The sequence below is a fragment of the Clostridium folliculivorans genome, assembly GCF_024341905.1.
GTDB classification, from domain to species: domain Bacteria; phylum Bacillota; class Clostridia; order Clostridiales; family Clostridiaceae; genus Clostridium_AR; species Clostridium_AR folliculivorans.
In genome coordinates, this window is the sequence record NZ_BQXY01000003.1 from 565623 (window position 1) to 587117 (window position 21495).

The 21495-nt window shown below is 30.9% G+C and carries 15 protein-coding genes; 5 read left to right on the forward strand and 10 right to left on the reverse strand.

Going from position 1 to position 21495, the window contains the following annotated elements; genetic code table 11:
* Positions 1-11: 11 nt before the first annotated feature.
* Entirely contained in the window at positions 12-4544 is a 4533-nt protein-coding gene (gltB, locus tag OCU55_RS12810; protein ID WP_261852703.1) for a glutamate synthase large subunit, read from the reverse strand.
* 620 nt (positions 4545-5164) lie between these two features.
* Between gltB and OCU55_RS12815 the strand changes: the two genes are divergently transcribed.
* The 4 genes from OCU55_RS12815 (at position 5165) to OCU55_RS12830 (ending at position 10173) form a co-directional block, all read left to right on the forward strand.
* On the forward strand, positions 5165-5872 hold the full coding sequence (locus OCU55_RS12815) for a Crp/Fnr family transcriptional regulator (protein ID WP_261852704.1): 708 nt from the start codon (positions 5165-5167) through the stop codon (positions 5870-5872).
* A gap of 261 nt (positions 5873-6133) precedes the next feature.
* Entirely contained in the window at positions 6134-7366 is a 1233-nt protein-coding gene (locus OCU55_RS12820; protein ID WP_261852705.1) for an FprA family A-type flavoprotein, read from the forward strand.
* Positions 7367-7383: 17 nt separating this feature from the next.
* The gene (ric, locus tag OCU55_RS12825; RefSeq protein ID WP_261852706.1) at positions 7384-8097 is read left to right on the forward strand and encodes an iron-sulfur cluster repair di-iron protein; all 714 of its coding nucleotides are present in this window, start codon (positions 7384-7386) and stop codon (positions 8095-8097) included.
* 231 nt (positions 8098-8328) lie between these two features.
* The gene (locus OCU55_RS12830; protein WP_261852707.1) at positions 8329-10173 is read left to right on the forward strand and encodes a multicopper oxidase domain-containing protein; all 1845 of its coding nucleotides are present in this window, start codon (positions 8329-8331) and stop codon (positions 10171-10173) included.
* A 204-nt stretch (positions 10174-10377) separates the two neighbouring features.
* Here the strand turns inward: OCU55_RS12830 and OCU55_RS12835 are convergent, their stop codons facing one another.
* From OCU55_RS12835 to OCU55_RS12865, 7 genes are all read right to left on the reverse strand, one after another.
* Positions 10378-11139: an exodeoxyribonuclease III gene (locus OCU55_RS12835; protein WP_261852708.1), complete on the reverse strand. Its 762-nt coding sequence runs from the start codon at positions 11137-11139 to the stop codon at positions 10378-10380.
* A 163-nt stretch (positions 11140-11302) separates the two neighbouring features.
* Complete coding sequence (locus tag OCU55_RS12840) at positions 11303-13213, reverse strand: FtsX-like permease family protein (protein WP_261852709.1); 1911 nt, start codon at positions 13211-13213, stop codon at positions 11303-11305.
* Positions 13200-13970, reverse strand: a complete 771-nt coding sequence (locus OCU55_RS12845) for an ABC transporter ATP-binding protein (RefSeq protein ID WP_261852710.1) — start codon at positions 13968-13970, stop codon at positions 13200-13202. The genes OCU55_RS12840 and OCU55_RS12845 overlap by 14 nt, the downstream gene beginning before the upstream one ends.
* A gap of 257 nt (positions 13971-14227) precedes the next feature.
* On the reverse strand, positions 14228-15238 hold the full coding sequence (locus OCU55_RS12850) for a sensor histidine kinase (RefSeq protein ID WP_261852711.1): 1011 nt from the start codon (positions 15236-15238) through the stop codon (positions 14228-14230).
* A complete protein-coding gene (locus OCU55_RS12855) occupies positions 15235-15909 on the reverse strand; it encodes a response regulator transcription factor (RefSeq protein ID WP_261852712.1) in 675 nt (224 codons plus the stop codon). The genes OCU55_RS12850 and OCU55_RS12855 overlap by 4 nt, the downstream gene beginning before the upstream one ends.
* A gap of 320 nt (positions 15910-16229) precedes the next feature.
* Entirely contained in the window at positions 16230-16553 is a 324-nt protein-coding gene (locus OCU55_RS12860) for a hypothetical protein (RefSeq protein ID WP_261852713.1), read from the reverse strand.
* Positions 16554-16654: 101 nt separating this feature from the next.
* Positions 16655-17038: a MerR family transcriptional regulator gene (locus tag OCU55_RS12865; RefSeq protein ID WP_261852714.1), complete on the reverse strand. Its 384-nt coding sequence runs from the start codon at positions 17036-17038 to the stop codon at positions 16655-16657.
* 237 nt (positions 17039-17275) lie between these two features.
* Between OCU55_RS12865 and OCU55_RS12870 the strand changes: the two genes are divergently transcribed.
* Positions 17276-17809: a hypothetical protein gene (locus OCU55_RS12870; RefSeq protein WP_261852715.1), complete on the forward strand. Its 534-nt coding sequence runs from the start codon at positions 17276-17278 to the stop codon at positions 17807-17809.
* Positions 17810-17996: 187 nt separating this feature from the next.
* On the opposite strand, the gene OCU55_RS12875 is transcribed toward OCU55_RS12870, so the two are convergent.
* Both OCU55_RS12875 and OCU55_RS12880 read right to left on the reverse strand, forming a co-directional pair.
* The gene (locus tag OCU55_RS12875) at positions 17997-19193 is read right to left on the reverse strand and encodes an MFS transporter (protein WP_261852716.1); all 1197 of its coding nucleotides are present in this window, start codon (positions 19191-19193) and stop codon (positions 17997-17999) included.
* Positions 19194-19288: 95 nt separating this feature from the next.
* The gene (locus tag OCU55_RS12880) at positions 19289-21280 is read right to left on the reverse strand and encodes an NAD(P)/FAD-dependent oxidoreductase (RefSeq protein ID WP_261852759.1); all 1992 of its coding nucleotides are present in this window, start codon (positions 21278-21280) and stop codon (positions 19289-19291) included.
* Positions 21281-21495 lie beyond the last annotated feature (215 nt).

Sequence of the window (21495 nt, forward strand, 5' to 3'; positions counted from 1 at the left end):
CCTCCTCTTTCCTACTTTCTTACTCCTTTTATTACATCAAAGGCCATTCTTTCTGCATCTTCTTTTGAAGCACCTGAAGCTACATACTCTTTAATTAAGGTAGTTATATTCTTATAATCCTTAGGCATTACCTTAATAAAGCCTTTCTTATATTCTTCAAAGTTTGAAGCTATATTTTTCGCTTCAGCAGAATCAGTATATTTTCTATGCTCTTCTAGAAGCAAAAGTATATCTTTTTCATCTGATGCATTTAACTCTTCTATATAAACCATGCTTTCATTTATATTTTTTCTCTTTGTTCCTTCAGAATCAAGAATATAAACTACTCCACCTGACATACCAGCTGCAAAGTTTCTTCCTACCGGACCAAGTATAACAATAGTTCCACCAGTCATATATTCACAACCATGATCTCCAACACCTTCAACTACTGCTGTAGCTCCAGAGTTTCTAACTCCAAATCTTTCACCAGCAACTCCTCTTATAAAAGCCTTACCACTAGTAGCCCCATATAAAGCTACATTGCCAACTAATATATTTTCAGTCGGGTTAAGTGTTACAGTGTCTGGCTCATATACTATTATCTTACCGCCAGAAAGTCCTTTTCCAATATAGTCATTAGCATCTCCTTCAAGTTCTAGTGTAAGACCATTAGGAATAAATGCTCCAAAGCTCTGCCCACCAGCACCCTTTGTTTTTACCCAAATAGTGTCTTCTGGAAGTCCTTTTTCTCCATATCTCTTAGTTATTTCGCTTCCTAATATTGTTCCGAATACTCTATCAGTGTTACCAACATTTACTTCAAGCTTAACATTTGACTTTCCTTCAAGAGCATCTAGCGCGTTTGGTACTAGTACCTTTGAGTCTAAAACATTATATAATTTATGGTCATAACTCGCTTGATACTTGTAGATTCTGTCATGTGGAACTTCTGGATTGAATAGCAGTCTTGATAAATCTACTTTCTTAGCCTTCCATCCACCAATAGATCTTTGTACTAATTTATCAGTACGTCCAATCATTTCGTCTATTGTTCTGAAGCCAAGCTTCGCCATATATTCTCTTAGTTCTTCTGCTATAAAGTACATGAAGTTTATAACATGCTCAGGCTTTCCTTTAAATCTCTTTCTTAATTCTTCATTTTGAGTTGCTATTCCAACAGGACAAGTATCAAGATTACATACTCTCATCATCACACAACCCATAACTACTAATGGTGCTGTAGCAAACCCAAACTCTTCTGCACCTAGAAGTGCTGCAATAGCTACATCTTTTCCTGACATAAGCTTTCCATCAGTTTCTATTACTACTCTTTCTCTTAAGCCATTTAGGATTAGAGTTTGGTGAACTTCAGCAAGTCCAAGTTCCCAAGGTAATCCAGCATGTTTTATAGAAGTTCTTGGAGATGCTCCTGTTCCTCCATCATAACCACTGATTAGTATTACATCTGCTCCACCCTTTGCAACACCTGCTGCAACTGTACCAACTCCAGCTTCAGAAACTAATTTTACACTTACTCTTGCTCTTGAGTTAACATTCTTAAGATCATATATAAGTTCTGCCAAATCTTCTATAGAATATATATCATGATGTGGTGGTGGTGATATTAAACCAACTCCAGTAGTTGAATGTCTTGCCTTAGCTACCCATGGGTAAACCTTAGTTGCCGGAAGCTGTCCACCTTCACCTGGTTTTGCCCCTTGTGCCATCTTTATCTGTATTTCTTTTGCATCTACAAGGTATTCTGAAGTAACTCCGAATCTACCAGATGCAATTTGTTTTATTGCAGAAGATCTTAAATCTCCATTTTCATCTACAACAAATCTTTCTCTTTCTTCTCCGCCTTCACCGGTGTTAGATCTTCCACCAATCCTGTTCATTGCTATTGCTAAACATTCATGAGCTTCCTTGCTGATTGAACCGTAAGACATAGCTCCTGTTTTGAATCTCTTAACTATTGACTCAACTGATTCAACTTCATCTATAGAGATACTTTCATTACCTAGTTTTAAATCTAGTAAGCTTCTTAGAGTTAGGTTGTTCTTTTCATTGCTAACTAAAGAAGTATATTCTTTAAATTCTTCATAATTACCTGTCTTACATGCATCTTGAAGCTTATGAATTGTAAGAGGATTATATAAATGTTCTTCTTTATTACTTCTAAACTTATGAGCGCCCTCAGAATCAAGAGTAAAGTCTATAAGTCTTGCATCAAAACCTTGTGTGTGTCTTATTACAGCTTCTTTCTCTATATCTAGAAGATCAATTCCTTCTATCCTAGATGGTGTCAATGTAAAATACTTATCTACTACTTGCTTTGATATTCCAATAGCTTCAAAAATTTGAGCTCCGTTGTATGATTGTATTGTTGAAATACCCATCTTAGAAATTACTTTAACAATTCCTTTTAGAGCACCCTTATTATAATTGTAAACTGCTTTATCAAAGCTTAAATCCACAGTACCTTCTTCAACTAAAGTTCTAATAGATTCATATGCCATATAAGGATTTATTGCATTAGCACCAAAACCTAAAAGTAGTGCAAAATGATGAATTTCTCTAGGTTCTCCAGATTCTACAACTATACTAACCTTAGTTCTTTTTGCTTCATCAACCAGATGGTGGTGTAATGCTGAAACAGCAAGTAACGCAGGGATTGGAACATTATTTTCATCAACAGTTTTATCTGAAAGAACTATAATTGAAGTCCCATTTTCTATAGCTTCATCAGCTTTTCTTAGTATATCTTCTAAAGCCTTTTCCAGATTCCCTTCTTTGTTCTTATTGAATACTGTTGGTATAATTACATTTTTAAACCCTTTATTTTCTATAGATAATACCTTATTAAAGTCTTCATTAGATAATATAGGATTGTCTAATTTTACTCTTCTGCAGTTATTCTCACCTTCAGAAAGTATATTTGACTCTGCACCTAAATACACTCTTACAGAAGTTACTATCTCTTCTCTTATTGCATCTATCGGCGGATTAGTAACCTGAGCAAATAATTGTTTGAAATAGTTATATAACAGCTGTGGTCTATCACTTAAAACTGCTAGTGGTGTATCAACTCCCATAGATGCTAGTGGATCATCTGCATTTACGCACATAGGAGTTATTGTAGATGTAACATCTTCATAAGTGTATCCAAAAGCCTTTTGCAATCTAACTAATTTAGCTTCTTCTAATTTTTCTTCAGATACAGTAACTTCCGGTATTTCTCTAAGCTTCAATAAATTATCCTTAACCCATGTTCCATATGGTTTTAAAGTAGAATAATTTTTCTTTAAATCATTGTCATCTATAAGCTCACCATTAACTGTATCAACTAAAAGCATTCTACCTGGCGTAAGTCTTCCTTTATACTTTACATTGCCACTTTCAACATTCATAACTCCAACTTCAGATGATAGTATTAAATAATCATCCTTTGTTACATAATATCTTGAAGGTCTAAGACCATTTCTATCTAAAGTTGCACCTAGTATATCTCCATCTGTAAATGCTATTGCAGCTGGTCCATCCCATGGCTCCATCATTGTTGAATTATATTCATAGAAAGATCTCTTGTCTTTATCCATTTCAGGATTCTTGCTCCAAGGTTCTGGAATAAGCATCATCATTATGTGAGGAAGAGTTCTTCCATTCATATATAGAAACTCTATTGTGTTATCAAGCATTGACGAATCCGAACCATTTTTATTTATTACTGGAAGAACCTTTTTAAGTTCATTTCCAAATATATCTGATTTAAATTCCGATTCTCTTGCGTTCATCCAATTTACATTACCTCTAATGGTATTTATCTCTCCATTATGAATGATGTATCTATTAGGATGAGCTCTCTCCCAGCTTGGGAAAGTGTTTGTACTAAATCTTGAGTGAACAAGAGCTATCGCTGTATCCATAAATTTGCTTTGTAAATCTGGGTAAAACTTTTCAACTTGAACTGCTGTAAGCATTCCTTTGTAAACTAAAGTCTTAGAGGAAAGGCTAGCTATATATGCTTCAACCATTTCTTTTTCAAATAGTCTTCTGATTACATAAAGTTCTCTTTCAAAAGTTTTTGAATCAAAGTTATTATTATTTGAAGCAACAAATCCTTGCATTATAAAAGGCATTGCTTCTCTAGATGCGTCTCCTAAGTCCTCTGGATTAACAGGAACTTCTCTCCATCCCAAAAAGCAATGCCCTTCATTAAGAACAATATTTTCAAAAAGCGCCTTTGCTTTTTCTCTCTTCTCTTTATTTTGTGATAAGAAGAACATTCCTACACCGTAGTGCCCTTCTTTCGGTAATTCAAACCCACATACTTTTGTAAAGAAATTGTGCGATACCTGAATCAGTATTCCTGCTCCATCTCCTACATTAGGATCAGCTCCAGCGCCCCCTCTGTGCTCTAACTTAACAAGAATATCTAATGCATCCTTTACGATGGCATGGTTCTTTTTGCCTTTAATATGTGCTATTGCCCCAATACCACAGGCATCTTTTTCAAAACTTGGATCATACATCCCTTGCTCTTTCGGAAAGTTACAAAACATAGCCAGTCCCCCTTTAATATTACTTTTGCTATATTAGATAAAATTGCTACATTTACTCAATAAACAATTCTTAACTCTATCATTTAAGTATTCTTCTATTTCATAAATATATAATTTTTATTTCAATACAACATATCTCTTATATTATTTTTATTATGATAAATTTACTATACCATATGATTCATTTAATGAACCAAAAAAAATTATATTGTGAAATAATAATATCACTAAAGTGTCAAAAAAATCAATATAATAATTAATTTTTATAAAAAAATATTAAAATTATGCAATAAAATCATAACTAAACTTCACTTTTATTACAATATACGTAATCTCATTCATTTTGATACTAAAAACTGTAAATTGCAATTTTACTTAAGGACACCTTCAAAACCAAGTTAATGAATTATTTGAAAATATGAAAACCATTTCTAAAAATTTGCTACTTCAATTAGAGATATATTTAAAAATTTTCTCACGAAATTGTTCATCTATATGGAACTATTAAACTCATTGAAATAAAATATTAAAAAGTTACTATTATAGATCAGTTTATATAAAAATATATTTATGATAAAATAATATACAAATATTTATTAACACTTCATGAGGTGATATATTTGAATAAAATTCAATGTGAAAATTGTAAAACCAAACTTTGCGCTAGCAAAGTTCCCATATTTGCATCACTTGACAGAGATCATTTATCTAAGGTTGTTTCTAAAATAAATCACCTTAGCTTTAATAAAGGTGAAGCAATTTGTGTCGAAGGAGATCTTTCTAACTCTTTAGTAATTATAAATCAAGGTCAAGTAAAACTCACAAAGGTCACAAAAGAAGGAAAAGAACAAATAATACGAGTTTTAGCTCCAGGTGATTTCTTCGGAGAACTTAGCCTCTTTAATGAAAAAGATAAATACAATTTCTCTGCATATGCTCTCTCTTCTGTAAAAATATGTTCTTTAAGTAAAGATGCAATGCACACTATACTTATAGAAAACCCTGAAATATCAGTAAAAATATTGACTGAAGTTTCTAAAAGGCTTATTGAAGCTGAAAATCTTGCACAGAATCTTGCAACCAATGATGCTGATATAAGAGTTGCTAGTCTCATCTCCGAATTTGGAGAAAAATACGGACATAATACTGATTTAGGAATAGAAGTTAACTTACCTATGAACAGAGAGGATATGGCTAACTATATAGGGGTTACTCGAGAAACTATAAGCAGAAAGCTCACTAAGCTACAAGACTCTGGTGTAATATCTTTAGTAGGAAATAAAACTTTAATTATTCGAGATTCTAGCAGACTAAATGATTTTATGTAAGTACTATTGTAATTTAATATTGTTGTCTAAAGCTCCTGTTTTTTTACAGGAGCTTTAGTATTTTTATATTAATTCTTTGCGCAAGCTCATTAAAGCATCGGATGGATAACAATTTAATTTCGACTCAGTGCTTTAAAGCATCTTTTTATTATTATTTTAAAATTTGATTTGAATCATATTTTTAAAATCTTAATGCTCATATAATTAAGCCATAGCAAACGAAAAAAAATTAATTTGATATAAAATTTAGGAGGCTTAATTATGATAAATAAAATGATGATTGCAGAAAACATATATAGCGTAGGTAAGGTAGATGATAGAGATGTTCCATTCCATAGACTTACATTAACAAAAGGTACAACATATAACAGCTACTTACTAAATACAGAGAAACCAACAATTATAGATACTGTAGATATAAGCTTTGGAAAAGAATTCGTAGATAACTTAAAAGAAACTGTAGATTTAATGAAAATACAATATATCGTTATAAACCATACAGAACCAGATCACTCAGGGGGACTTGGAAGTCTTGCAGCTCAAGCTAAGAATGCTACTATAGTTTGTACAGAAAAAGCTGTTGAAGAATTAAAAGAAATGTACAAACTTCACAAAAGAAACTTCTTAGTAGTTAAAGATGGAGACAAATTAGATATAGGTGGTAAGACTCTATTATTCTTAGAAACACCATATCTTCATACTGAAGAAACTATGATAACTTACTGCATTGAAGATAAGATTTTATTCCCATGTGACATATTCAGCACACATATTGCTAATACAGAAGTGTTTAATGATTTAGCTAAGGAAGATATTTTTGAGGACTTTAATGTTTACTATACATTAATCATGCACCCACATAGAAAGCATGTTCAATATATGATAAATAAGATTAAAGATCTTGATATTAATATGATAGCTCCATCTCATGGATATATATTAAGAACTGAAATAGAAAAGTTTGTTGGAGTATATGCTAACCTAAGTAAGAATACTACAACTAATAAATCAGCAACCGTAATATACTCCACTATGACAAGTAACACTAAAAAACTTTCACAAAGCATAGCTGATTTCCTTAATGCTGAAGGAATCACTGCTGTGACTGTGGATGTAAATAAAACTCCAAAAGAAGAAGTATTAGATTATATAAACAGCTCTGATATAATACTTTTCGGTAGCTCAACTAGGTATGGAGACATGATAGGATCTTTAGAGGATGTATTAAAAGAATTGAAAGCTATGGACTTATCTAATAAAATAGTTGCAGCCTTTGGTTCATACGGTTGGAGCGGTGAGTCTATAGAAGTAATACAAGATTATCTAGTTGATACAAATGCAAATGTATTAGAAACTTCTAAAGTAATAAAATCCACTGGTATGTCAGATGTAGCTTTCCCTATTAGAATAAGATTTACTGCAAAAGAAGAGTCTCTTCAAGATGTAGAAAGAGCTTGCGAATATATTGGAAATCTTGCACTTAATGCAATATAACAATTTGGAGGTATACAATGATAAATACAATAGATAAGAAAGATACTTTAGGTCAAATAGTTTCTATTTTCCCCTTAGCAAGCGAGATATTTAATAAATATAAGATTGATTATTGTTGCGGTGGTCATGATAACTTAGAATCTGCTTTACTTGAAAAAGAACTCAATGTTGATAGTATTTTAAAAGAACTTAATGAATCTTATGAGGCATTTGTGCAGTCTAATAATGAATACATTGACTGGAGAAAGGAATCACCAATCAATATTATAAATCATATAGTAAGAACTCATCATTCTTACACAAAAAAAGAATTACCCAATATTGATTTACTTATGATGAAAATTTTGAAAGCTCACTTTTCTCATCATCAAGAACTTCTATTAAAACTACACAAGCTGTTTGGACTTCTAAAAATAGAATTAGAAGAACACTTAATTAAGGAAGAAGAAGTACTATTTCCTTTGATAGAAAAGTATTCTAGTGATAAATCTAATGCTACCCTTACAAAGGTAACTGAATTTATAAAGGAAACTGAATCTGAGCATGATGCTGCTGGAGACATTCTTAAAGAAATCAGAGAACTCACAAATGATTTCTCTGCACCAGAAGATACTTGTACTACGTTCAGGCTTGTATATGCTCAGATAGAAGCTCTTGAAAAAGATCTATTCATTCATATACATTTAGAAAATAGTATCTTATTTTCACTAGTTTCACTTGAGACCCAATAAATATGTGTCAGTAATATTGTTTATAAATCTATCTGCCTTAAATTATAGACAGTATTCAAATATATAAAAAAATTATATAGATCTCTACATCTCTACAAAATAAGACAAACCACTTCAATACTTTAATTTGAAGTGGTTTATCTTTTATTCAACATACGACATATTATTACATATAATGTATCAATGTACAATTGTTAACAAAAATATGTTGTATATGAAAGGATGATAACTATGGCTGTAAGACATTACGTTTTGCTAGCTACTGATGGAAAAACCAAATTACCTACATCTCCAGAACTTCCTCCTGATCCTGTAACAGAAGTTGAAGTTCTTATATACGGATTTGTTGGTGGATTATATAAAGTTGATGATAAGGTAGTGAACGAAAAACTAAACTGGGAGGATTCAAAGAACTTGTCTGATTTATATGCGCTAAAAGGAAGTGCATATCTGCCATCTCCTATTATATGGGGAGAGGTTGGCGACAAAATTTATATTACATTGATCAATCTTGGTATGGAATATGTCAGTATAATGGACCCTCATACAGTTCATATGCACGGTGCGCATGTAGCCACTCAGTTAGATGGTTTCCCTGAAGCCTCCTTTGCAGTTCCTATGTGGGAGTATAATGGCAGCAATAAACCTGAAACTCTAACCTACTATTTCTACCCAGAACATCCTGGTACTCTAATGTACCATTGTCATCAAGAAGCCTCAGAGCATGTACAAATGGGAATGTATGGTGCATTAATAATATATCCATCTTACAAAAGTCTAGAAGAAAATGGTATAAAAAAAGATAAGTGCGGAAGATGGCTTAATAATGGAGAAATTGTTCCTAATATACCTTGCTCCGCTACAAATAGAAATTTTGCTTATAACAACATCAATTCTTTTTTCAATAAGGAATATATAATGTTATTATCAGACATCGATCAGGTTTGGCACGATAGTGTATTAAACGGTACTGATTTTAATCCAGTAAACTACAAACCTAATTTCTGGTTGGTTAACGGAAGACCTTTCCCTTACTCCTTACTTCCTCATCCTCAAACACCTCAAGTAGACAGTGATAAAGATCTGTCTCAACTTAATTATGAATCCTATGTACACGTAAAAACAGGGGAAGATTTTTTACTCAGGATGATAAATATAGGTTACCAGGTAATACCTTGGCATATACACGGATGGCATTTTAGAGTAATAGGTAAAGATTCACACATAAGCCCATTCTTAGAAATGAATCACATGTCAAGCAACATGAGTGATATGGGGCATCCTGTAACTGAAATGGGCTTTACCTGCACAATTGGATCTGGTGAAACCTATGATCTTATGATAAACGCAGAAAACAAGAGTCCTATATACAGAAAGTATATAGTAAAAGGGCAAAATTCTATACCTTCAGTTTGTAGACAAATTCATGAGCTTAAAGCCTATGATCCTTCCCTTATAGCAGAAATCCCTACAGAACCTGTTAATATATTAAATATTAATACAACAAATTATATAGATATCTGCGATGAACCAGAAGAAAATCCAAATAGTAACTTCTTCCCTCAGTTCTATCCAATGCACAATCATGACGATTACAAAGTCACAAACAATGGAGTTTATCCTGGAGGGCAGTTGACATATATACAAGTAGACGCTCCTGAATGTGGTGGCTTGATGGGAAGTTATTATGCAAACAAAAACTTTACTGATCTAATACTAAAAAGATTGGATGAAAATATTAACTTCAACTGGAAAACTGATAAACCGAAAGATTTAGGTGAAACCTTCTCAGTGAGATGGACTGGGAAGTTAAAACTTCCTATTTCTCAAAGATACAAATTACAGTTAATTTGCATAGGAGATGGCACAGTAAGGCTTAATGATAAAGAGATCCTGAAAGTGAAAAATTATTATTCTCTCCCAGTAGATTTTGAAATCATTGATTTTGAAAGCGAAAAAGATTATAAAATTGAAGTTGAATACGTCGGAAACTCAAAAGGATCCATTTCATTACTTTGGACCTCTGCAACAAAGGTAAGAGAAGTAATTCCTCCTTATAACTTATACCCAATTTAAAATATTGTCGGTGCTATAATAGCCTTTAAGAAAAGCCTCCTTAATATCATCTTTACAGATTTTCTATAGGAGGCTTTTACATATTTAAATGGTTCCTAACTCAACTATTAAGTTATACGTGCCCGATAATCACCCGAAACCGTGATTATCGAACAAGTATAACTTAAGTTTCGATATAGGAACCCTTTAAATAAGTTCAGCTAATTATTTTATCTCTATTGATACAGGACAATGATCTGAACCAAATACATCGTTCAGAATATCTGCACCTATAACTTCTTCTAATAGGTTATTAGATACAAAATGGTAGTCTATTCTCCATCCGGTATTTCTTTCTCTGGATTTAAACATATAACTCCACCATGAGTATTTTATAGTCTCTGGATTAAAATGTCTAAAGGTATCTGTATATCCGTTAGCAATAAACTTATCCATCCATTCTCTTTCTATTGGTAAGAATCCAGAAGTCTTTTCATTTGACTTTGCATTCTTAATATCCATTGGTGTATGAGCAGTGTTATAATCGCCGCAGATTATAAGCTTCTTCCCTTCCTTTACTCTTTCATTACAATATTCAAGTAAAGCATCATAGAATCTCATCTTATAATCTAATCTTTCTTCACTACTCTGTCCGTTTGGAAAATATATATTAAATAGAGTAAATCCTTCAAACTCTGTTATTAAAATTCTCCCTTCACTATCGAATTCTTCAATTCCTATGCCATGACTAACACTTATAGGCTCAGCCTTAGAATATGTAGCTACTCCACTATACCCCTTTTTCTCTGCGAAAGAAAAATACGAATGATATCCCTTTATATTTCTAGCTGCATCATCTAAAGTTGCTTCTTGCAGTTTAGTTTCCTGTATACATAGTATATCTGGTGAATCCGTTTCTATAAAATTTAAAAAATCTTTTTTCATCATGGCTCTAAGCCCATTAACATTCCATGAATATATCTTCAAAAAACCATCTCCTTAAAGAATAAAGTACAATCAATAATAATTATTAATTATATGATATTATACTTTATTCCCTAATTCAATGTCCAATAATCAACTTGTAATAATTTATCAGACTTTAGTTGCGCATTTTTGCTGATTTACTCAATTTCTTTCTAGAAAAAATTTAAGTATTATTATTGACAACAATCTTAGTATAAGAATTCAAAGTCACAAAGTAATACACACAATAGATAAGTCCATACACTGAAGCTATCACAATGAAACTGTTCATAAGTTTTAAAGAAAGCATTTTTCCCAGTGCAATGGTTGCCGGTAATGAGTTTATTACGGCTACCATAAATGGTGCCCCAAATAGCAATCCTAATTCTTTTGCAATTGAACTTTTTATTTCACTATTACTTACTCCAATTTTACTTAAGGTAATAAATTTCTCCTTATCTTCTCTTGCTTCCATCTCCATCTTAAAGTATATTATACTTCCTGTAGCAGTTATAAATAATGCACCTATAAATAACCCAATAAAAGCCATCATACCTAATAACTTTAGCCCATCTGTATAATGTTCATAAAAAGTTACGAGTCCACTTTCCTTATAAAAATCCCCCCGTAAATCACTTAAGAAATTTTGTGCTTTGAAATCATTATCTAAGATGTATCCTTTCATCTTAATAATCTTTGATTTCTCAGAGTTTAATTTCATAGAATCATAGATATTGTCTTTAACTACAAAAGTTTGGTTAAAATGATCAAGGGCTATGAAAGGTTTTATATCTGTTTGTACTACCTTTAAATTATAATTTTTATCTTTTAAATTTATATTGACCATTTTATTTAATGCATTTTTATTAGCGGCAAAGCTCTGCACTTGTATGAAGTAGCAATCATCTTCATTAGCTAATTCTGCTTTTCTATCAACCTTTTGATGTTCATTTACCTTATTAAAATCACTTTGTTTAATAACATAAAAGTCAGCATTTTTATTACTAAGTGGATCTTCTGCATTTACTATAAGTAATTCAATTTCATCCGAATATTTAACTGATATTTCCTTGTGATTACCTAGTACTTTATCAAAAATCATATTTTCATCTTTTGTTTCAAAATATTCTACTGAAAAAGGTCTCATATATCTTGAGTTTTCTTCAGCTCTTGTATAAGAACCCACACAAGTAACCAATGCACAAAGAGCAATAGTAGTACTTATGGCAATGATACTGAGAGTTCCAACATTTCCTCTATACCTAAAATATAGCTGTGAAGTTGATATAAGCTTAGTACCTTTAAAAAGCCTCTTTTCATTTTTCTTATTTATATATATTAAAAATGATGTAGCAGATGTAAAGAGTAGTATTGTACCTACTACTACTAGTGCAACAACTATTGGAGCCTTAAGTATATTGCTACCTAACTCTTGGATAGCAATACTATAACCAAAATACATACAAACAACTGATACAATGGTAAATAAAAATGTTATTGCTGATACTTTTAATCCTCTCTCAGCTCTTTTTGATGCATTGAATAAATCTATAAGATTACTGTTCCTTACAATAATTGAACCATGGATTGAAATAATAATATATATTGTGCCAAATATCTTTAATGTCATATTTATAGCTCTTAAATTCCACTGAAAAGGCACAACTGATGATATTTTAACCATATAGAAAAGAATCATTATGAAGAACTTGCTAAAAATTAGTCCCAATGTTATTCCAAAAATCAATGCAATTGCAGTAATAAATGTATTTTCATAAAAATTAATCTTTGCAACTTGATTTTTAGACATTCCTAGAAGCATATAGGTAGCAAACTCTTTTTTCCTTGATTTTATAAAAAATGAATTAGAATACCATATAAAAAATGCTGAAAATATCACGACCATTACTGCCCCAACATTAAATAAGGTTATAAATTTCTTCATTTCTCCAAGCTCGCCCTGAATATATTTACTGTATAAAATAGACATAAAAAGATAGACTGAAAATATACTGAAGGATAAACTCAAGAAATATGACCAATAATTTTTAAAATTCTTTTTTATATTTCTGGTTGTAATACTAACTAATGTCATCAGTATCACCTCCTATGACAGAAAGTATCTTTAAAATTCTTTGATAAAAGTCTTTTCTTGTCATATCACCTTTATATATTTCATTAAATAACTTACCATCCTTTATAAATATAACTCTCTTACAGTATGATGCCGCAAAAACATCATGGGTTACCATAAGTATTGTAGCTTTATTATTCTCATTCAACTTATTCAAAGCCCCTAATAGCTCCTTAGAAGATTTGGAATCAAGCGCTCCTGTAGGCTCATCCCCTAGTATTAAAGATGGATTAGAAATCATAGCTCTTGCAGCCGCTGCTCTTTGTTTCTGCCCACCTGAAACTTCATAAGGATGTTTATTGAGTACTTCACTTATTCCTAGTTTATTTGTAATGTCAGTTAACCTTTTTTCGATAATTGAGTAAGCTGTTTTAGATAGAGCCAGAGGTAAGACTATATTTTCCTTAAGTGTCATGTTATCTAAAAGATTAAAGTCTTGAAATATAAAACCAAGCTTCTCTCTTCTAAACTTCGATAAATTAGGTTCTTTTAGTTTTGTCACATCATTACCGTCAATATAGACACTCCCTGAAGTAGGCTTATCTATAGTTGATATTACATTTAAAAAAGTAGTTTTACCTGAACCTGAAGGTCCCATTATCCCTACAAATTCTCCTTCACTTATCTTTAGATCTATATTATCTAAAGCTGTGTATTTTACTGAACCAAATTTTGATCCATATACCTTTTTTAAGTTTTTTATATTCAATACTTCCATATAAATACCTCCAAATTTATTTCGTAGATGCACAGTAATCACATTGATACTATGTTTAAAATGATTTAAAAAGCTTAAGCCTTAGCATACTGTCTTTGCTGTATCCTATATTAAAAGTATATAAAAAAACAAAATGCACTGCCATTTATTTGGCTTACATTTTGCTTTTCAAACTTACAAATTTGTAATATGGATATACAACTTCATTATATAATTTATATTTTCATATTGAAATGATACATATTTATACCACTTCATTAATCGCCATATATGGGGAAGCAAATATTAAACTTTGACCCTTTTCCATATTCAGATTCTACCGTTAATCTATGCCCTAGCTTTGTAGAAAGTTTTTTAGCAAGATATAATCCCATACCGGTAGCTTTAAGATTATTATCCCTACCATTATTGCCCGTAAAGGACTTAGAAAATATTCTATCTATATCTTCTCTTCTTATTCCTATGCCGTCATCCTGTATAGTAAGCACTATTTCATTGTCATTTTTAGAGGTATAAAAACTTATGCTTCCTCCATCTTTGGTATATTTAAGAGCATTGGATACAATCTGATCAATTATAAATGCCAACCATTTTTTATCTGTATCAACTGTTAATTTATTATCAATTTTATTGAAAAAAATAATATGTTTTCTTATAAAAATAATAGAATGTTTCTTAACACTTTCCTTAACAATATTATTTATAACAGCTTCGCTTATAACATAATCCTTTGAAAAATCATTACTTCTTGAGTAATATAGAACCTTTTCAACATAATCATCTATTCTATCAAGTTCTTCCTTTAATGAATTTACTGTTAATTGTTCTTGAAAATTTATTGTATCTAGTATAAGTTTCGCAGTAGTTATCGGAGTCTTGATTTCATGTACCCAGCTTATTATAAATTCACTATTCTCAGAGAAACTATCTTCTATATTTCTCAAGGAATCTACATACTCCTTATATAAATCAGAAATAATCAACTGATATATTTCGTCTTTATACTCAAAAGTTTTAGTAAATATCGGTGTCTTATCTTCTGACTTTTGTATTTCTTTCAAACTTTTTATATTCTTATTTTTAACAGTATAATCATATAAAATGAAAAATACTAACATTATAATAGATACAGTAATCATATAAACTAAATTAGAAGTCAAAACTTTATTGCTACTATCCACATATAGACAGAGTAATATAAAAGCCAAAAGAATTACGTAAAAAACTAAAAACCTAAAATTCTCTTTTAAATATCTAAAAAGACTCATTTTACCATATACCCCTGATTTTTTACTGTTTTTATATACTCCTCTAACCCCATCTCATTTAGCTTCCTTCTTAGTCTATTTATGTTTACTGTTAACGTATTATCATCTATAAAACTCTCATCCTCCCATAGTTCCTGCATAATTTTTTCTCTGCTTACTATTCTTTCATGACTTTTCATCAGTACATATAGTATTTTGAACTCATTTTTTGTGAGCTCCACACTTTTACTTTCATAGTATAATGTATTGTCTTTAAGTGAAAGTAATACACCATTATAATTTATTACCTCAATTGAAGCATCAGAGTAAGAATACGTCCTTCTCAAAACAGCATTTATCTTGGCTATCAATACCTCCATAGAAAAAGGCTTGGTTATATAATCATCTCCACCCATATTTACAGCCATGACTATATCCATATTTGTATTTCTTGAAGATAAGAATAATACTGGCACCTTTGATATATTTCTTATTTGATTACACCAATGAAACCCATCAAATATTGGCAGGTTTATATCCATTAGTACAAGACTAGGAGAATAACTTACAAATCCTCCAACTATATCACTAAAATCTTCAACGCAACAAACGTCAAATCCCCATTTCTTAAGAGAAGCTGTTATTATATCTCTTATCTTTTCTTCATCTTCTATTATCATTATCTTATACATAATTTCTCCTTACACTTAGGTTCTTCAATGCAAAAATCAATTCATACTTGTTCTAAAATTCTAGTATCTAATAATTTTCCAGCGTACACAAAATATTAGCTGACTAAAAAACTGTATACTACTATGAAAATTATACCATTATTATAAAAAATTCGCTAAAGTGATCTTCTTTAGTGGATTTTTTTGCGCATCTGCCTTTTCTGAACGTATGAGAAGAAATTCTGGCAGGCGACATATTCTTCTTTTTTTATTCTTTAACTTAAATTATGTCTTAAGTCTGTTCGCATAATTATCCATAGATATAATTGAGATATAAATTCCTAAAGAATAAAAAAATATAAAATTATCACTGCCACAGATATTATAAGTCTTATAATATGATGTCCTACATTTATTTTCCCATAAATCTTAATTCCACTAAGTATTGCAGATATATGATTAAGAACTAGCCCAACTAAGAGAGTTATTGCTGATAAAATCAAGTTATTTTTCGTAATCAATACTGACACAATTAATAGCACTCCACCAGTTATCATCATTAATGTAGCTAACCTTGAACTCTTCTTTTGTTTGAGACCAAGCGCTCCAGCAATTATACTCAACAGTCCATAGATCACAATTATTACAACGAATACAATATTCATACAAACACCTTCTTTAATTATTTGTATAATCATTTCTTTATCTTTAGGATATTTTTAAGAGTATTATTGAAATTAAATTGTTGTCAGGGGATGCTTTAATATCATCTATTTTGAATAAGACTATTAGTTTTAATAATCATCTTATTCAAAGCAGTTTTAACTATTCTAAGTTCCTCTTCTTGTCTTTCTATAGCCCTATATTTCAATTCAATCATCTTAAGACAAATCTCTATATCCTTAACACTCTCGCCATTTATATCTTCACATTGTTCTATATTTTTCTCTAATTCAAAAAAAGCTTTTATCTCATCAAGAGAGAAATCGAGTTTTTTAAGCTTTATTATAATTAAAGCCTTTTCAACATCTTCTTCAGTATACATTCTTCTCGAATTTGCTTTTGCTGGAATTAATAATTTAATCTTGTCATAATACCTTAACGTATCAATTGATATGGTTGTAATTTTTGAAAATTTTCCTATATCCATATTTGCCTCCATCGAAAATACTTTGCCAAATTTATACTTATTAATTCAACTATAAAACCTGAAGCCACCTCCATGTCAATACAAATATCTTATTATTTCTAATTTAGGGTAAATATTCTCACCATCATATTTATGTATAAATTACGATCTCAATTTGGAATTATAATTATAGAAAAGTCCTTATGGCGAAGCCTTATGAATCATAGCTATATCAATTAAAAGAGGAGATTATATATTATGAATATAATACCAAAAATCATTACTACCATATTGATGTCTACACTATTAACTAATTTACCTTATTCTGAAACGGAACTTAAATATAATTTATCTGCTTATCTTAATAAAGAACAGATTCCTCATAAAAAAGATAATTTAATTACTCCTGAACAGACAAAAGCTCAAGTTGAACTTTTCAAACAAGCCCTTGATGAATTTGGAGCTACTTCTCCAGAACAAGTAATAAGTATTTGGGCTAAGTCTGAAAAAACAAGAAATGGAGTTTACCACTACTCAGTATCTTGTAAGGATTTAAAAGCAAATATTATTAAAGATTTAGGTGTTCCAAAAGATAACTATTGGATATATGGTGTATCAAGTCCCTGGCTCGATAGATATGATGTTATTTCTAAAAACAAAATAAGTGATACTGAGTATATTGTTAAATTAAAATTCTTTTGGTCAACTTCTTCTGGACCCTTCAATACAACAGAAAATACTCTTAGAATTATACAAACCGGAGATATTTGGTGTGTTAAAGAGGTTACTTAAGTTTAGTTTTTTACTCATTATATACTAAATCTTATATATTTTTATTTATAGTTATTTCGATGATTTCACACAATTATTTTGTAAACTTAAACATAACTAATAACAAATATAAACTAAAAACTTATGCACACAAAAAAATATAGTGCAGTAAATGACTTTGAGCCTATTACTGCACCATATCTAAATATTATTTATTTTTGCCAAAAACCTTATCATATCTCATTTTTGCAATTGTAGATGCTATAATCGCTATTACATATATCCCCAGCATAAAATAAAAAACGTATACTATTCCAAAATGCCTTAATATAAGTCCTGTTGATGCCGGTATTACTGCAGCTGCTATACCACTAGCCGTAGAAACTAAAGCTATGGTTGCTCCTTTATTTCTCCAGAATAACTCTCCCATAGTTGTTTGTGCCATTTGTAAAACTCCAGCAGATGAAAAACCTGCTAAAGCAAAACTTATAGTAGCAACAGTTGTGGTCTTGAATATTAACACAATTATAAGAAAAATTATCCCTATTATAGGGTAAACTGCTGTTACTAATATAGGCTTAATTGTTTTTTGAAGTAATTTTGCTAATATAAATACAGATACAATCGCTCCTATACTATAATAAGTTATAAACTTCAGAGAGGTTAGTTGATTCATCCCCAAGATCTTCTGTCCAAAAGTTGGCATCCACATTTGAAATGCTGTATATATAGAATTTGAAGTAAAACCTATTATTATTAAAGCTATTCCTTCTTTTCTAAATACAGGTTCTGATGAAAATTTAACATTTGAATCCGTTTTATCATTGGAAGCAGAAATCTCATTTTGCTGTGGAAACTTTCTTCCCATTATGAATAGACCATTAAGAAATACAATCAAAGCTATTAAGAAAAATGTATTACCATAAAACATATTTCTTTCTACAAAGAAAGCTATTATAAAGGGCAAAAGTGCTCCTCCAGTTGCTACAAAAGCTTTTATTAAAACATTTGCAGTACCAGGTGTCTTTGGAAAGCATTCCATCAAAGTTGGATAACTTGCCGCGTCCATAAAAGCATGAGATATGCCTGCAAAAGCTGAAAATAATATAGCTAAACCATAGCTTGGTGAAAGAGGTATCCCTACTAAAAAAACTACCATTGTTAGTGGTGCTAAGCATAAAAATCTTTTCCTTCCAAACTTATCAGACAATCTCCCAGCAGCGTATAATGTTGCAGATCTTACTATCCCTTCTGCTGATATAAGAAAGCTTATACCTGCGGCATCAGTATTAAATTGCTTCATTAAAAATCCCATATTTGAGGAAAGTAAAATTAATATCATTCCTAGCATACCATAACTAATATATATCCCCAGAGCTGTTTTGAAATACCTACTTTTAAACATAAATTCCTCCAACTTAATAAAACCAACTAACCAAACACCTATCTCTTGTATTTATTTTCCAAGAAACTTAGGTGTTTGGTTATTGTATTCTATATTTATATTGACCCTATTTTTTCTAATGTAAGGATTATATCTCTACCTTCTGCCATACCATCTATTATTTTTCTAGTTTTTGAACTATCTCCAATATTTATTACTTCTACATTTTTTTCTTCAAAATGCTTTTGTAAATCATTTAGTATTGGATTCTCAGATCTCATCCCTAAACAAACAAAGCCATAGTCAAAATCTAAATTTTGTTCTTTATCATCTTTCTTCACCTTAAAGTGATCAGATGCAACTTCTACCAAAGCTGTTCCAGTATGAACATTTACTTTATTTTTTTCAATTATATCCATCATAGAAAGCTTTGTTATTACATCTAAATCTCTTCCAAGCATAGGCATCATTTCAACTATAGAAACTTCTGCTTTCTTTTCGGCAAAATATTCTACAACATCTAGTCCTACTGCTCCACCACCTATAACTACTACTTTCTTATCTTTAGCATCTTCAAATTTATCCATATTATTTAAAAGTCCTAAAATTGAGTATATATTTTCTTCACTTTTATCTATACGCTCAAGTAATCCCTTAATAGGAGGAAGTAATGGTTTAGAACCAGTAGCATTTACTATAACATTTGGCTTCAGGTTTTCTATAGCTTTAATGTCAGCCTTTGTATTGGTATAAATCACTAAATTGCTTAACCCTTCTGCTCTTCTTATTAGGTATTCTGGCAAATAAGAAATTCTTCTTTTATCTGGTAGCTTAGAAATTTCTTTAGCTAGTCCACCTAAATATGGCTTTTCTTCAAATAGGAATGTTGTACATCCTATTTCTGCTGCAGTACAAGCAGCTTCAAGCCCAGCAGATCCTCCGCCTATCACAACTACAGTAGTTTGCTTTTTAACTCTTAACTTCTTGTATTCATCTTCATTTATTGTATCAGGGTTCATAGTACATCTTATAGGCCTATTTAATCCTATTCTGTGACCAGCGCATCCTATATTACATGAAAGACATTTTCTTATTGTATCTTCTTCATTATTCTTAACCTTTAGAACCCAATTTGGGTCAGCAATAAGGCCACGGCCCATTCCTATTAAGTCAGCATGTCCCTCTGCTAGAATATTTTCTGCAACTTCTGGATTTCTAATGTTACCAGTTGTTATAGTTGGTTTATTAAATTTCTCTCTTACAGCTTTAGACATGTATGAACGCCATCCATCTTCAAGATTCATATTATCTATCTGATATTGCAGCGAATCATTTAATGCTGCAGAAACATTGAACACATCAACTTCTTCATTTAGATATTCTAATATCTTTAAAGTATCCTCTAAAGTATTACCACCTTCTAAAAGCTCATCTGCACTTACTCTAAGGAAAATTGGGAACATTGGTCCAACAGCAGCTCTTACGCTATCAATTACCATTCTTGCAAATCTAGCTCTATTTTCTATACTCCCACCAAATTCATCTTCACGCTTATTATATATAGGTGATAAGAATTGACATATTAAATATGAATGTCCTGCATGTATTTCTACTGCATCAAAACCTGCTGTTTGTACTCTTTTTGCTGCCTTGCCATATTTCTCAACTATATTAAGTATTTCTTCCTTTTCTAGTGGTCTTGGAACTGCACCACCAGTTTTGGATGGAATATTTGATGATGAAACTGGCTGACACCCTATTCTATCTGGAACTGCTGATGCACCCGAGTGGTTTATCTGCATTGCTACACAGGCACCATACTTATGCATTCTCTCTGTTAGTTTATATAATGCTGGCATAAAGCTGTCATGATCAATTCTAAGCTGAGTTGTTCCATTTGATCCTAGAGGAAATTCTACAGCTGCGTTTTCTACTATGATTAACCCAGTTCCGCCTTTTGCTCTTTGTTCATAGTACTTTATATGATCACTATTTATTTCACCGTTCTGACTTGCATAGTTTGTCCCCATCGGTGGCATTATTATTCTGTTTTTTATTGTCATGTTTTTAACTTTTAATGGACTAAAAATATTGGTATATTTCATAATTTTTTTGACCTCCATTTAAAAAACCAAGTAATTTAAACGTTTTTTTATTTAATCTTTTGATTTTTACTCTTTTAATACATTATTTTTTGGTTTGTTATGCAAACCAATTACCATTAATAACTTCAACTTAATTTGTTAAATAACAAACTAACATAATTAATTATAATATGGTCATTATCATAAATCTAATCAATATTTTATGCTTTATCCATAGA